This is a genomic window from Xanthomonas chitinilytica (genome assembly GCF_026107455.2).
Taxonomy (GTDB): domain Bacteria; phylum Pseudomonadota; class Gammaproteobacteria; order Xanthomonadales; family Xanthomonadaceae; genus Stenotrophomonas; species Stenotrophomonas chitinilytica.
The window spans coordinates 192,047-204,208 of record NZ_JAPCHY010000003.1; the positions used below are offsets into that span (position 1 = coordinate 192,047).

Sequence of the window (12,162 nt, forward strand, 5' to 3'; positions counted from 1 at the left end):
CCCTTCGCGGGAGCGCAGCGTGGAGAGTATGTGGCGCCAGGTGTCGCTGCGCTGCAGGGAAGGGGGCGCCGATGCCCTGCTGCGGAAACCCTATGCGCGGCATGAAGCGGAAGGACGGCAAGGCGGCGAACCTTGCAGGCGTCGCTGGCCGGGACTCCCGTTTCCCGGAGTCCCGGCGCCATCCGCAGGTTCAGGCCGGTGCTCAGCCTTCCCAGGCCGGCAGCTTCTTCTTCACCGCCACGTTCTTCAGCGTCACGTATTTCGGCAGTCCGTCGCGGCCATAGGGCAGCGGCGCCTCGCCGCGGATCAGCGGCTGCAGGTAGCGGCGGGCCTTGTCGGTGATGCCGAAGCCGTCCTTGCGGATGAAGCCGGCCGGCATCTTCTTCTCGTGGTTGGCCACCTTGCTCAACGGTGCCGCTTCGATCTTCCAGCGATAGGGCGCGTCGGAGGTGCGCACGATCACCGGCATCACCGCGTTCTGGCCCTTGAGCGCGAACTGCACCGCGGCCTTGCCGACCGCCTGCGCCTGTTCCCAGTCGGTCCGGGAGGCGATGTGGCGGGCCGAGCGCTGCAGGTAGTCGGGCAGGGTCCAGTGCACCTTGAAGCCGAGCTGGTCCTTGACCCGCCCGGCCAGGTACGACGCCACGCCGCCGAGCTGGGTATGTCCGAACGAATCGGTGCCGCCGCCGGCATCGGCGACGAACCTGCCGTCGGCGGTCTGGATGCCCTCGCTGGCCACCACCACGCACCAGCCGACCTTGGCCACCACCTGCTTCACCCGTGCCAGGAACGCGGCCTCGTCGTAGGCGCGCTCGGGCAGCAGGATCACCTGCGGCGCATCGTCCGCGCCTTCGCCGGCCAGGCCCGCCGCGGCGGCCAGCCAGCCGGCATGGCGGCCCATCGCCTCGTAGACGAACACCTTGGTCGAGGTCTCGGCCATGGCCGCCACGTCCAGCGCCGCCTCGCGCACCGAGACCGCGGTGTACTTGGCGGCCGAGCCGAAGCCGGGGCAGGTGTCGGTCACCGCCAGGTCGTTGTCGATGGTCTTCGGCACGCCGATGCAGGTCAGCGGATAACCGAACGCCTCGGCCAGCTGCGAGACCTTCCATGCGGTATCGGCCGAATCGTTGCCGCCGTTGTAGAGGAACCAGCGCACGTCGTGCGCCTGGAACACTTCCAGCAGCCGCTCGTACTTGCCGCGGTCGGCCTCCAGCGACTTGAGCTTGTAGCGGCAGGAGCCGAACGCGCCGCCCGGGGTATGCGCCAGCGCCGCGATCGCCGCCGCCGATTCCTTCGAGGTGTCGATCAGGTCCTCGCGCAGCGCGCCGAGGATGCCGTTGCGCGCAGCCAGTACCTTGACCTTGCGCGCGCGCGCCTGCCCGATCACGGCGGCGGCGGTGGCGTTGATGACGGCGGTGACGCCGCCGGACTGGGCATACAGCAGGGTGCCTTGGCTCATCGGGGTTTCCACGGGACAGGGGGACATTTCCGGGACAATATCCGGATGCGGTAAGCTGCGCTTATTGCGGTGCAGCGTGAATCGGCCCTGGAGTCTAACGCCGCTGGCCGTCCGGTTTTTTCAACATTGGGAGTCAGGAATGCGATTGGTTCTGTTGGGACCGCCCGGTTCGGGCAAGGGGACACAGGCGACCCGTCTTAAGGAAAAGCTGCAGATTCCGCACATTTCCACCGGCGACCTGCTGCGCGCCGAGGTGGCCGCCGGCACCGAGCTGGGCCTGCAGGCCAAGGAAGTGATGGCCCGCGGCGATCTGGTATCCGACGACATCCTGCTGGGCATGCTGGAATCGCGCCTGGGTCGCGACGACGTGGCCAACGGTTTCATCCTCGACGGCTACCCGCGCAACGTCGCCCAGGCCAACGCGCTGGACGGCCTGCTGGCCAAGATCGAGCAGCCGCTCGATGCGGTGGTGCAGCTGGACGTGGCCACCGAGCTGCTGGTCGAGCGCATCGCCGGCCGCGCCAAGGCCGAAGGCCGCGAGGACGACAATCCCGAGTCGGTGCGCAAGCGCCTGCAGGTCTACAACGACTCCACCGCGCCGGTGATCGGCTTCTACGAGGGCCGCGGCAAGCTGGCGCGCGTGGATGGCGTCGGTTCGCTGGACGAGGTGCTGTCGCGCATCCTGGCGGCGATCGGTCGCTGAGGGAATCTGGCCCGCGCCGCCGCAACGGCGGTGCGGGCATGGCGGCTGGCGGTGTCGCGGGCATATCCCGTCCGGGCCGCCCTGCGAGGGCGGACGCAGATCTTCCAGGTCCCGTGCGTTGACGGGACCTGGAAGAGGTGCATCTCTGCGTGATACCAGCAGTAGGGCTTGCTCAAGGCCCCGCAGCATGAGCTCCCGGGGGATGGCCTCTTGGGGAGTAGGACCGGCGGGATACTGCGGCTGGCGTGGGGAACATTGTCCATGACGCCGGAGAGGGCCGCCATCGGGTTTTCCCCGACATCGGGGCAGGATTATTCCTACCCGCCGCCGCATGCGGGACAGGTCGCGGCTCCCGTAATGGGCGTGCATCGGCGACAATCGCCGGCATGAGCAAGATCCACATCCTCGGCATTGCCGGCACCTTCATGGGCGGCGTGGCCGCCCTGGCACGCGAACTGGGACATCAGGTAGAAGGCAGCGACCAGGCGGTGTATCCGCCGATGTCGACCCAACTGGAAAAGCTGGGGATCGCGCTCGCGCAGGGCTACGCGGCGGAGAACATCTCGGCCGACTGCGACGAGGTGGTGGTGGGCAATGCGCTCTCGCGCGGCAATGCAGCGGTCGAGGCCGTGCTGGACGCGGGCCGGCGCTATACCTCCGGTGCGCAATGGCTGTCCGAGCGGGTACTGCCGGGACGCGACACGCTGGCGGTCGCCGGCACCCACGGCAAGACCACCACCACCACCATCCTGACCTGGCTGCTGCAGGCCGCCGGTCGCGAGCCGGGCTTCCTGATCGGCGGCGTGGCCGAGGATTTCGGGGTGTCGGCGCGGGTCGGCGGCGGCAGGGAATTCGTGGTCGAGGCCGACGAGTACGACACCGCGTTCTTCGACAAGCGCAGCAAGTTCGTGCACTACCGGCCGCTGGTGGCGATCCTCAACAACCTCGAGTACGACCACGCCGACATCTTTCCCGACGTGGCGGCGATCCAGCGCCAGTTCCACCACCTGGTGCGCACGGTGCCGCGTCGTGGCCGGCTGATCGTCAACGGCGAGGACGCGCATCTGGCCGAAGTGCTGGCGATGGGGTGCTGGACGCCGGTGGAGCGTTTCGGCTTCGACGCCTCGCTGGAATGGAGCGCGCAGCTGCTGCGCGAGGACGGCAGCGCCTTCGTCGTGCTGCACGACGGCCAGCCGCTGGGCGAGGTGCATTGGCCGCTGCTGGGCCGGCACAACGTGCTCAATGGCCTGGCGGCGCTGGCCGCGGCCCATGCCGTCGGCGTGGACGTGGCCACGGTGTTGCCGGCGCTGGCGCGGTTCCGCAGCGTCAAGCGGCGGCTGGAGCTGATCGGTCAGGCGCAGGGCATCACCCTCTACGACGACTTCGCCCACCATCCCACCGCGATCCGCACCACGCTGGAGGGCCTGCGCGCGCGGGTCGGCGACGCCCGCATCGTGGTGGCGATGGAACCGCGCAGCAACTCGATGCGGCTGGGCGCGCATGCCGATGCGCTGGCGCCCTCGCTGGACGATGCCGATGCGGTGCTGTTCCTGCAGCGGCCCGAATTGCCGTGGGATGCGGGCAAGGTGATCGCCGCGGTACGCGGACAGGCGCGGGCGGTGCCCGATACCGGGGCGTTGCTGCGCGCGCTGGGTGAGGTGGCGCAGCCGGGCGACCATGTGGTGTTCATGTCCAACGGCGGTTTCGACGGTGCCCCGCGCCGGTTCCTGGCGCAGTTGCAGGGGTAGCAACGCGGGGACGGACGGGCCGCGTCCGGCGCCGGTTCCGACGCTGTCCCGCCGCACGTGGCGAAAGCGGCCGGACAGGGCTGCGGTACCATCGCCGGCAGGATTCAGATGCGGGCGGCTGCCCGCCGTCACGCCACGATGACTTCGACCGTTACCCTGCCGTTGTTCCCCTTGCATGGCGCGCTGCTGCCCGGCGCCGCCGTGGGCCTGCGCGTGTTCGAGCGCCGCTACCTGGATCTGGTGCGCGAATGCGGCCGCCAGGGCTGCGGTTTCGGGATCTGCCTGATTCTCGATGGCGAAGAGGTGGGCGAGCCGGCCACGCCGGCGGCATGGGGCGTGGAAGCGCGGATCGAGGACTTCGACGTCGGTGCGGATGGCGTGCTGGTACTGCGCCTGCGCGGTGCGCGCCGCTTCCACGTCGAACGCACGCGGGTGCGCGACAACGGCCTGGTGGTGGGCGACGTGCACTGGTGCGAGCCGGACAGCGACGACGAGCTGCGGCCGGAGCACGCGCTGCTGGGAACGGTGCTGGAGCGGATCCTGGAACAGGCCGGTGGCGAGTTCGCCTCGGCCGGCCCGGCACAGCTGGAGCAGGCGGCCTGGGTGGGCTGGCGCCTGGCCGAACTGCTGCCGCTGGACGAAGAGCAGCGGCTGCTGCTGCTGCAGGAGGACGATCCGCACCAGCGCCTGGAACACCTGCTGGGGTGGATGCCCGGCTGAGCGCCGGGCGCGGCCGACCGGCGCGGAGCGGAACTCAGCCGGCCGGCGGCACCGGCTCGCTGCGGACCAGCAGCATCGGCATCCGCGTATCGGGATGGAGCTCGCTGCGATTGGGCAGCGGCCCCAGCGACTCCTTGACCGCATTGAGCGCAGGGTCGATGCCGCGCAGCGGTCGCCACAGTCCGAACAGGCGGAAGTGCCGCTGGTAGCGCAGGGTCTGGGCGCTGCCCAGCCACAGCGGCGCGGCCTGCGGCGCCAGCTGCGCCGGGGCCGGCCACAGCCGCAGCGCATGCAGTTCGCCCGGGGCATCGCCGGGGCGCAGCATCAGCAGCGACTCCACGTGGGTATCCAGCGTGGCCGGCAACACCGGCACCTCGTCGGCGTCGGCGCTCACGTCCAGCATCAGCAAGGCCTGTTCCCAGCCGGCCTGCGGCTGCGCCCGCCAGCCCCGGCTTTCGAGCTGGCGCTGCAACGGCGCCAGCGGGCCGGCCACCTGCACGTCCAGCGGCCAGCGCTGGTCGTCGTCGAATTCGTTGCGGCGCGAAGGCAGGTGGCGCCAGTCCTGCTCCCACCATTGGCTGGCGTCGAGCTGCATCATCACCGGCGGCGCCGGCTCGAACTTGGCCAGCTTCAGCGGAATGTTGCGCGGCGCATACCAGAACGCGGCCAGCGCGAAGCTGCCGTAGAACAGCCATGCCACCGGCTTGACCCAGAACGAGCGGTTGAAGCGGCGGCGGTAGGCGATGCCCAGCACCAGCAGCCAGAACAGGCCGAACAGCATCCCGCCGATGACGTCGCTGAGCCAGTGCGCGCCCAGGTAGATGCGGGCGAAGCCGATGCTGGTGACGATGATGCCCGAGACCAGGTAGGGCCATACCCGCGTGCGCCCGGGCAGTTCGCGCGCGATCAGCACTGCGAAGAAGCCGAAGGTGATGGTGGCCATGGTCACCGCCACCGACGGGAAGCCGAAGCCGCTGCTGGCCGCCGGCGGCCGCACCACGTGCATGGTGGCGCCGAGCAGCTTGGTCAGGGCCAGGCCGAAGGCCAGCGCGGCCAGCCAGTGCGCGGCGGCCATCCAGCGCCGCCGCCACATCAGGTAGCCCATGCCGGCGCCGATCGCCGGCAGCAGCACCTGCCAGTCGCCCAGCGAGGCCAGTGCGGCCAGCGGGTAGTCGGCCAGCGGGTTGCGCAGCGCCAGCATCGCCTCGTGCACCGCCAGGTCCAGGCGCAGCGGCTCGCCATGGGCCATCACTGCCATCAGCAGCGCGAACCAGCCCCAGCCCAGCAGCAGCAACATCGCCGCCAGCATCGCCAGCGGCACCGATTCGCGCCGCTGCGGGTCGAACACCGCCACCGAGTAGCGGCCCAGCAGCGGATGCCGCTGCGACCAGCCCAGCAGCCGCGCCAGCCAGATGTCGATGCGCGCGGCCGACCAGCGGTAGCCGTACAGCACCAGGGCCCATACCAGGCCCAGGATCACGCCCAGCAGCGCCACCACCACGAACAGGCGCCCGGCCACCGCGGCCACCGCGTCGTAGGCCTGGCCCAGCATCCAGCCGGGCAGCAGGAACAGCACCGCCCACGACAGGCAGGCCGCGCCGCTGGCCTGGGCGTAGCGATGCAGCGGCATGTGCGCCATGCCGGCGATGGCCGGCACGAACGGGCGGATGGCGCCGACGTAGCGCGCCACCAGGATGCTCTTGAAGGCGTTGCGGCGGAACATCGTCTCGCCGCGGTCCAGCAGCTGCGGGTAGCGGCTGAACGGCCATACCCCGCGCAGGCGGTTGCCCCAGCGGCGCCCGACCCAGTAGCTCAGGCCGTCGCCGACGAAGGCGCCGAGCGCCGCGCAGGCCACCGCGTAGGGACCGGAGATCTGGTCGAGCCCGATCAGCACGCCCACCGCGATCATCAGCGGCAGCGCCGGCACGATGGCGCCGAGCACGATGACCGCATCGCAGAAGGCGATGGCGAAGATGACCGCGCCGGCGAGCACGGGATGAGCGGCGATCCACGCGAGCGTGGCGTCGATCCAGGATGAATTCATCGGCGGATTATAGAGGGCGGAAAGTGCGCGATCGGCTATCGGGCAACGATCACCGGCGATGCCGGCGCAGTTGCGGTTCAGCGGCCGGCCCGGCGGCGCACGCCGGGATCGCGCCTAGAATGATGCGATGGAAGATACCCGCGATACCGGCAGCCAAGCGCTCAAGTCCGACAGTTTCGGCCGCATCCTGCTGGTGCAGCAGGCGGACGGCCGCTTCGTGCGGCGCGATCTCACCGCCACCCCGTGGTGGCTGCGGCTGCCGGCGTGGTGGCTGGCGCGGCGCGAGGCGCGCGCGCTGCGCCAGCTCGACGGCATGCCGGCCACCCCGCGGCTGCTGCGCTGGGACGGGCGCTGGCTGGACCGCAGCTTCATGGCCGGCGATGCCATGTACCAGCGCCCGCCGCGCGGCGACCTGGCCTATTTCCGTGCCGCGCGGCGGCTGCTGCAGCAGGTGCACCGGCGCGGCATCGCCCACAACGACCTGGCCAAGGAAGCCAACTGGCTGGTGCTGGAGAATGGCCGCCCGGCATTGATCGACTTCCAGCTGGCGGTGCGCGGCGATCCGCGCTCGCGCTGGATGCGGCTGCTGGCGCGCGAGGACCTGCGCCATCTGCTCAAGCACAAGCGCACGTACTGCCCGCAGGCGCTGACGCCGGTGGAAAAGCGCCTGCTCAAGCGGCACTCGTGGGTGCGCGACCTCTGGTTCCGCACCGGCAAGCCGGTCTACCGCTTCGTCACCCGCCGCATCCTGCACTGGGAAGACAACGAGGGGCAGGGCCCCAAGGCGTGACACGGCCCGCACAGCGGGCCGTGCCCCCAAGGTTTTGCGGAGCAAAACCTTGGGCCCCGACTTCTGCCTTGCCTATCCCCCGCGCCTTCGGCGCGCCCCCAGAGGCTGGGGCGGGGGTGTAGGAGCGACGTGAGTCGCGACCGGGCATTGCCGGGAAACCCCCGGTCGCGACTCACGTCGCTCCTACGAGGCGTTACCCTTCCATTCCCTGTCGCCACACTTTCCATTCCCATGTCCCTGACCGGCAAGACCCTGTTCATCACCGGCGCCTCGCGCGGCATCGGCCTGGCCATCGCCCTGCGCGCGGCGCGCGACGGCGCCAACGTGGCGATCGCCGCCAAGTCGGCGGTGCCCAATCCCAAGCTGGCCGGCACCATCCACAGCGCGGCCGAGGCGGTGAACGCAGCCGGCGGCCGCGGGCTGGCGCTGAAGTGCGACATCCGCGACGAGGACCAGGTCCGCGCCGCGGTGGCGGCCACCGTCGATGCCTTCGGCGGCATCGACATCCTGGTCAACAACGCCAGCGCGATCTGGCTGCGCGGCACGTTGGATACGCCGATGAAACGTTTCGACCTGATGCAGCAGGTCAATTCGCGCGGCAGTTTCCTGTGCGCGCAGGCCTGCCTGCCCTACCTGCTGCAGGCGCCGAACCCGCACATCCTGACCCTTGCGCCGCCGCCCTCGCTGGACCCGAAGTGGTGGGGGCCGCACACCGGCTACACCCTGGCCAAGATGGGCATGAGCCTGGTCACGCTGGGGCTGGCCGCCGAGTTCGGCCCGCAGGGCGTGGCGGTCAACGCGCTGTGGCCGCGCACGGTGATCGCCACCGACGCGATCAACATGATCCCCGGCGTGGACGCGGCCGGCTGCCGCAAGCCGGAGATCCTGGCCGACGCCGCGCATGCGGTGCTGGTGCGGCCGGCGGCTGGATTCAGCGGCCAGTTCCTGCTCGACGACGAGGTGCTGGCGCAGGCCGGCGTCACCGACCTGTCCGGCTATGCGGTGGACCCGACGCAGCCGCTGCTGCCGGACCTGTTCCTCGACTGAGGGCGCGCCCGCGGCCCGCCATGATCCCGCGCCGGCCGCCGCTGCCGCCGGCGCGGCGAATGCGCGAGAATGCGCCTTTCTTCCTCTGCGATGCCGCCATGACCGCTGCCGATCCCTTGCTGTCACTTTCCCACTACTACCTGCCGGTCTACCGCCCGCGCCAGCTGGTGCTGGAACGCGGCCAGGGCGCGCGCGTGTGGGACATCGAGGGGCGCGAGTTCATCGATCTTTCCGCCGGCATCGCGGTGTGCGGGCTGGGCCACAACGACCCCGACCTGAAGGCGGCGCTGGTCGAGCAGGCCGGCAAGCTGTGGCACACCAGCAACGTGTTCTACAGCGAGCCGCCGCTGCGCCTGGCCGAGGAGCTGGTCACCGCCTCGCGTTTCGCCGAGCGCGTGTTCCTGTGCAACTCCGGCGCCGAGGCCAACGAGGTGGCGATCAAGCTGGTGCGCAAATGGGCGGCCTCGCAGGGGCGCGGCCCCGACAAGCGGGTGATCGTGACCTTCCGCGGCAGCTTCCACGGCCGCACCCTGGCGGCGGTGACGGCCACCGCCCAGCCCAAGTACCAGGAAGGCTACGAACCGCTGCCCGGCGGCTTCCGCTACGTCGACTACAACGACGAGGTGCAGCTGGAAACGGCGATGGCCGCCGGCGACGTGGCCGCGGTGATGCTCGAGCCGGTGCAGGGCGAGGGCGGCGTGACCCCGGCCAAGCCCGGTTTCCTCAAGCGCATCCGCGAGCTGTGCGACCACCACGGCGCGCTGCTGGTGCTGGACGAGATCCAGGCCGGCATGGGCCGCACCGGTACCCTGTTCGCGTTCTGGCAGGACGACGTGACCCCGGACATCGTCACCCTGGCCAAGGCGCTGGGCGGCGGTTTCCCGATCGGCGCGATGCTGGCCGGGCCCAAGGTCGCCGGAACGATGCAGTTCGGCGCGCACGGCACCACCTTCGGCGGCAACCCGCTGGCGGCCGCGGTGGCGCGGGTGTCGCTGCGCAAGCTGTCCTCGCCGCAGGTGGCCGCCAACGTCACCCGCCAGGCGCAGGCGCTGCGCGACGGCCTGGCGAAGATCAACGACGAGTTCCACGTGTTCTCGCAGGTGCGCGGCCGCGGCCTGATGCTGGGCGCGGTGCTGCACAAGGACTACGCCGGGCAGGCGGCGGCCATCCTCGACCTGGCGGCCGAGCACGGCCTGCTGACCCTGCAGGCCGGCCCGGACGTGCTGCGCTTCGTGCCGGCGCTGAACATCAGCGACGAGGAAGTGGCCGAAGGGCTGAAGCGGCTGCGCGCGGCGATCGCCGCGTTCGTCGCCGCGCACTGAGTGATGGACGGCTGCGTCTTCTGCGCCATCGTGGCGGGCCGGGTGCCGGCCAGCGTGGTGTGGGAAGACCCGCTGGCCGTGGCCTTCATGGACCTGCGCCAGGCGGTGCCGGGGCACGTGCTGGTGGTGCCGCGCCGGCATGCCGCGACCCTGTACGACCTGGACGAGGACGCCGCCGCGCACACGATGCGCATCGCCCATCGCGTGGCCTCGGCGCTGCGCACCGCGCATGCCCCGGAAGGGCTCAACCTGTGGCAGTCCAACGGCGAGGCCGGCGGCCAGGAAGTGCCGCACTTCCACCTGCACGTGCATCCGCGCCGGCCGGGCGATGGCGTGCTGGCGCTGTACCGGGACGGATTGCCGGAGCCCGCGGCACGCAGCCGGCTCGACACCATCGCCGCCCGGTTGCGCGCGGCACTGGCCGGATCGCTGCCGGCTCAGGCCAGCCGGTAACGCTTCAGCACCTTGCGCAGCGAAGGCGCGTCCTTCGCGGTTTCGGCCTGCAGGCCGGCCGCGCGGGCGCCGCGCACGTTGGCGAACAGGTCGTCGACGAACAGCGTCCGGCCGGGAGCGGTGTCGAAGTGCGCCAGCGCACGGGCGAAGGCCTCGGCCGTGGGCTTGCGCGCCCCCAGCATTCCGCTGCACAGCACGCGTCCGTGCAGCAGCGGGAACAGTTCCGGCACGATCCGCGGCATCGCCTCGGCCATCAACGCGCCGTTGTTGCTCAGGATGCCGACCGGCATCCGTTGCGCCATCCGCCGCACCAGCTCCACCACCGGCGGCTGCGCGCGGCAGGAGGCCACGCGCGCGGCGATCCAGGTCTCGGCATCGAGCCGGCAATGCAGCGCCTGCCCGATCCGGTCCAGGTAGTCGCCGGTGTCGATCAGTCCGCTGTCGTAGGCCGTTTCCAGGCCGGAGGCGAAGACCGCCTGCGCCACCTGCTGCGGGTCGGCGTCGCAGCTGCGCGCCAGATGCGCGATCCGCACCGGGTGCGAGTAGCCGGCCAGCAGGCCGTCGAAATCGAGCAGCAGCAGACGGGGCGGGAGGGCATGCATGGTCAGCCGGGCCGCCCGCCCGGGACGTGGGCCAGCCATTGGCCGACGATGGCCTGGATTTCCGCGCGCCTGGCGGAAACCGGGCCGGCGTCGGCGAAATCGATGCAGGCGCGGTCGGGAGCGAGCCAGCTGAGCAGGCCGCCGGGGTCCTGGATGGCCTGCCTGGGCAGGGCGTGCTTGCTGGTGCCCAGATGCAGGATGAGTTGCAGGGTGGGCGCCTTCCCGAACAACCGCATCGTCGCGAAATGCTCCGACGTGAAGAAGCTGGGGGCGTTCCACTTGATCGACTCGCCGATGGATGCGTCCACCCCGAGGATGATCGCCCTCAGTTCGCGGATCTCGGCCAGCCGCGGGTGCTCGAGCGCTGCCAGGAAATCCTCGACCGGAACGGGGGCGGAAGCGGCTTTGCGGGCGGGCATGGGACGTTCCTCCGGCGGGCTGCCGACGATGCGATCATGTCGCGTCGAAGCCGGGCGTGGCTACTCGTGCTGCAGGATGTTGACGAGCCTGCCCAGCGGGTCCCTCACGTAGAACCGCCTGACCCCCCACGGTTCGCTGGCCGGGCCGTATTCCAGCGGCAGTTTGGCGTCCCGGACCCGGCGCAGGGCCTCGGAAAGATCGTCGACCTCGATCGAAAGATCGGGCACCGGCGTATCGGAGCCGCCCTGGCTGGCGAAGCTGACCTGGACGGCCATCGTGGCGGTGCCGGCGTAGCTGCGGATCCAGCCGTGGTCCATGGCAAGTTCCAGCCCAAGGATGTTCCGGTAGAAGTCGTCCGCCCGGGAAGGTTCCGGTGCCGGGATGTTGGCGACGATGCGTTTGACCTTCATGAGCCCTCCGGGCGTGTGGTGTGCGTGTTCCGGCATCCGGGGCGTGTCAGGCGCCTTGCCCGTACCGGGCCAGGGCCAGGAGAACCAGCGCCGCGGCGGCGGGGAAGGTCTGCACGAAGAGGATCTTCCGGTTCGCGGTGGCGGCGCCATAGATGCCGGCAATGGCGACGCAGGCGAGGAAGAACGCCTTGAACTCGGTGCCGTCGCTGCCCTTGATCAGGCCGTAGCAGAGCCCCGCTGCCAGGAATCCGTTGTAGAGGCCCTGGTTGGCCGCAAGGACCCGGGTCTGCTGCGCGAACTCCCGGGACAGCCCGAACGCCCGCATCCCGGCCGGCTTCGTCCACAGCGCCGCCTCGAGGACGAAGATGTAGACGTGTATCAGCGCGACCAGGCCGGTGACGATATCTGCGGCGAGTTGCATGGAGTTCTCCAGAAGGCGTTGTT

The 12,162-nt window shown here is 70.6% G+C and carries 13 protein-coding genes; 7 read left to right on the forward strand and 6 right to left on the reverse strand.

The genetic code is table 11. The features are described 5' to 3' along the window. Positions 1 to 202: 202 nt before the first annotated feature. Positions 203 to 1,459, reverse strand: coding sequence for a 6-phosphofructokinase (locus OK345_RS04765; protein ID WP_265126780.1), 1,257 nt, complete (start codon positions 1,457 to 1,459; stop codon positions 203 to 205). Positions 1,460 to 1,598: 139 nt separating this feature from the next. On the opposite strand from OK345_RS04765, the gene OK345_RS04770 reads away from it, so the two are divergent. From OK345_RS04770 to OK345_RS04780, 3 genes are all read left to right on the forward strand, one after another. Next, entirely contained in the window at positions 1,599 to 2,162 is a 564-nt protein-coding gene (locus OK345_RS04770) for an adenylate kinase (protein ID WP_265126781.1), read from the forward strand. Positions 2,163 to 2,548: 386 nt separating this feature from the next. After that, the gene (mpl, locus tag OK345_RS04775) at positions 2,549 to 3,910 is read left to right on the forward strand and encodes a UDP-N-acetylmuramate:L-alanyl-gamma-D-glutamyl-meso-diaminopimelate ligase (RefSeq protein WP_265126782.1); all 1,362 of its coding nucleotides are present in this window, start codon (positions 2,549 to 2,551) and stop codon (positions 3,908 to 3,910) included. Between the two features lie 138 nt (positions 3,911 to 4,048). After that, entirely contained in the window at positions 4,049 to 4,630 is a 582-nt protein-coding gene (locus OK345_RS04780; RefSeq protein ID WP_265126783.1) for an LON peptidase substrate-binding domain-containing protein, read from the forward strand. 34 nt (positions 4,631 to 4,664) lie between these two features. Here OK345_RS04780 and OK345_RS04785 read toward each other — a convergent pair whose 3' ends face one another. Then, positions 4,665 to 6,674 carry a bifunctional DedA family/phosphatase PAP2 family protein gene (locus OK345_RS04785; protein ID WP_265126784.1) on the reverse strand — a complete coding sequence of 670 codons (2,010 nt, stop codon included), beginning with the start codon at positions 6,672 to 6,674 and terminating at the stop codon, positions 4,665 to 4,667. A 127-nt stretch (positions 6,675 to 6,801) separates the two neighbouring features. Between OK345_RS04785 and OK345_RS04790 the strand changes: the two genes are divergently transcribed. The 4 genes from OK345_RS04790 (at position 6,802) to OK345_RS04805 (ending at position 10,286) form a co-directional block, all read left to right on the forward strand. Next, positions 6,802 to 7,464 carry a serine/threonine-protein kinase gene (locus tag OK345_RS04790; RefSeq protein ID WP_265126785.1) on the forward strand — a complete coding sequence of 221 codons (663 nt, stop codon included), beginning with the start codon at positions 6,802 to 6,804 and terminating at the stop codon, positions 7,462 to 7,464. Between the two features lie 231 nt (positions 7,465 to 7,695). After that, positions 7,696 to 8,511 carry an SDR family oxidoreductase gene (locus OK345_RS04795; RefSeq protein WP_265126786.1) on the forward strand — a complete coding sequence of 272 codons (816 nt, stop codon included), beginning with the start codon at positions 7,696 to 7,698 and terminating at the stop codon, positions 8,509 to 8,511. Positions 8,512 to 8,609: 98 nt separating this feature from the next. Next, entirely contained in the window at positions 8,610 to 9,833 is a 1,224-nt protein-coding gene (locus tag OK345_RS04800) for an acetylornithine transaminase (protein ID WP_265126787.1), read from the forward strand. 3 nt (positions 9,834 to 9,836) lie between these two features. Then, a complete protein-coding gene (locus tag OK345_RS04805) occupies positions 9,837 to 10,286 on the forward strand; it encodes an HIT family protein (protein WP_265126788.1) in 450 nt (149 codons plus the stop codon). Here OK345_RS04805 and OK345_RS04810 read toward each other — a convergent pair. From OK345_RS04810 to OK345_RS04825, 4 genes are read right to left on the reverse strand one after another with little or no spacing between them, the layout of a single operon-like run. Further along, the gene (locus OK345_RS04810) at positions 10,271 to 10,888 is read right to left on the reverse strand and encodes an HAD-IA family hydrolase (RefSeq protein WP_265126789.1); all 618 of its coding nucleotides are present in this window, start codon (positions 10,886 to 10,888) and stop codon (positions 10,271 to 10,273) included. The two genes, OK345_RS04805 and OK345_RS04810, sit on opposite strands and share 16 nt — an antisense overlap. 2 nt (positions 10,889 to 10,890) lie before the next feature. Continuing rightward, positions 10,891 to 11,307 carry a DUF1801 domain-containing protein gene (locus OK345_RS04815; protein WP_265126790.1) on the reverse strand — a complete coding sequence of 139 codons (417 nt, stop codon included), beginning with the start codon at positions 11,305 to 11,307 and terminating at the stop codon, positions 10,891 to 10,893. Between the two features lie 60 nt (positions 11,308 to 11,367). Further along, positions 11,368 to 11,718, reverse strand: coding sequence for a VOC family protein (locus OK345_RS04820; RefSeq protein WP_265126791.1), 351 nt, complete (start codon positions 11,716 to 11,718; stop codon positions 11,368 to 11,370). A gap of 46 nt (positions 11,719 to 11,764) precedes the next feature. Next, complete coding sequence (locus tag OK345_RS04825; protein ID WP_265126792.1) at positions 11,765 to 12,139, reverse strand: DUF1304 domain-containing protein; 375 nt, start codon at positions 12,137 to 12,139, stop codon at positions 11,765 to 11,767. Positions 12,140 to 12,162 lie beyond the last annotated feature (23 nt).

Excerpts from the sequence above, each read along its gene's own strand:
- mpl (WP_265126782.1), top strand. The coding sequence starts at position 2,549 with ATGAGCAAGATCCACATCCTCGGCATTGCCGGCACCTTCATGGGCGGC.
- OK345_RS04805 (WP_265126788.1), top strand. The coding sequence starts at position 9,837 with ATGGACGGCTGCGTCTTCTGCGCCATCGTGGCGGGCCGGGTGCCGGCC.
- OK345_RS04820 (WP_265126791.1), bottom strand. The coding sequence starts at position 11,718 with ATGAAGGTCAAACGCATCGTCGCCAACATCCCGGCACCGGAACCTTCC.
- OK345_RS04795 (WP_265126786.1), top strand. The coding sequence starts at position 7,696 with ATGTCCCTGACCGGCAAGACCCTGTTCATCACCGGCGCCTCGCGCGGC.
- OK345_RS04810 (WP_265126789.1), bottom strand. The coding sequence starts at position 10,888 with ATGCATGCCCTCCCGCCCCGTCTGCTGCTGCTCGATTTCGACGGCCTG.
- OK345_RS04770 (WP_265126781.1), top strand. The coding sequence starts at position 1,599 with ATGCGATTGGTTCTGTTGGGACCGCCCGGTTCGGGCAAGGGGACACAG.
- OK345_RS04815 (WP_265126790.1), bottom strand. The coding sequence starts at position 11,307 with ATGCCCGCCCGCAAAGCCGCTTCCGCCCCCGTTCCGGTCGAGGATTTC.
- OK345_RS04800 (WP_265126787.1), top strand. The coding sequence starts at position 8,610 with ATGACCGCTGCCGATCCCTTGCTGTCACTTTCCCACTACTACCTGCCG.
- OK345_RS04780 (WP_265126783.1), top strand. The coding sequence starts at position 4,049 with ATGACTTCGACCGTTACCCTGCCGTTGTTCCCCTTGCATGGCGCGCTG.
- OK345_RS04825 (WP_265126792.1), bottom strand. The coding sequence starts at position 12,139 with ATGCAACTCGCCGCAGATATCGTCACCGGCCTGGTCGCGCTGATACAC.
- OK345_RS04765 (WP_265126780.1), bottom strand. The coding sequence starts at position 1,459 with ATGAGCCAAGGCACCCTGCTGTATGCCCAGTCCGGCGGCGTCACCGCC.
- OK345_RS04790 (WP_265126785.1), top strand. The coding sequence starts at position 6,802 with ATGGAAGATACCCGCGATACCGGCAGCCAAGCGCTCAAGTCCGACAGT.
- OK345_RS04785 (WP_265126784.1), bottom strand. The coding sequence starts at position 6,674 with ATGAATTCATCCTGGATCGACGCCACGCTCGCGTGGATCGCCGCTCAT.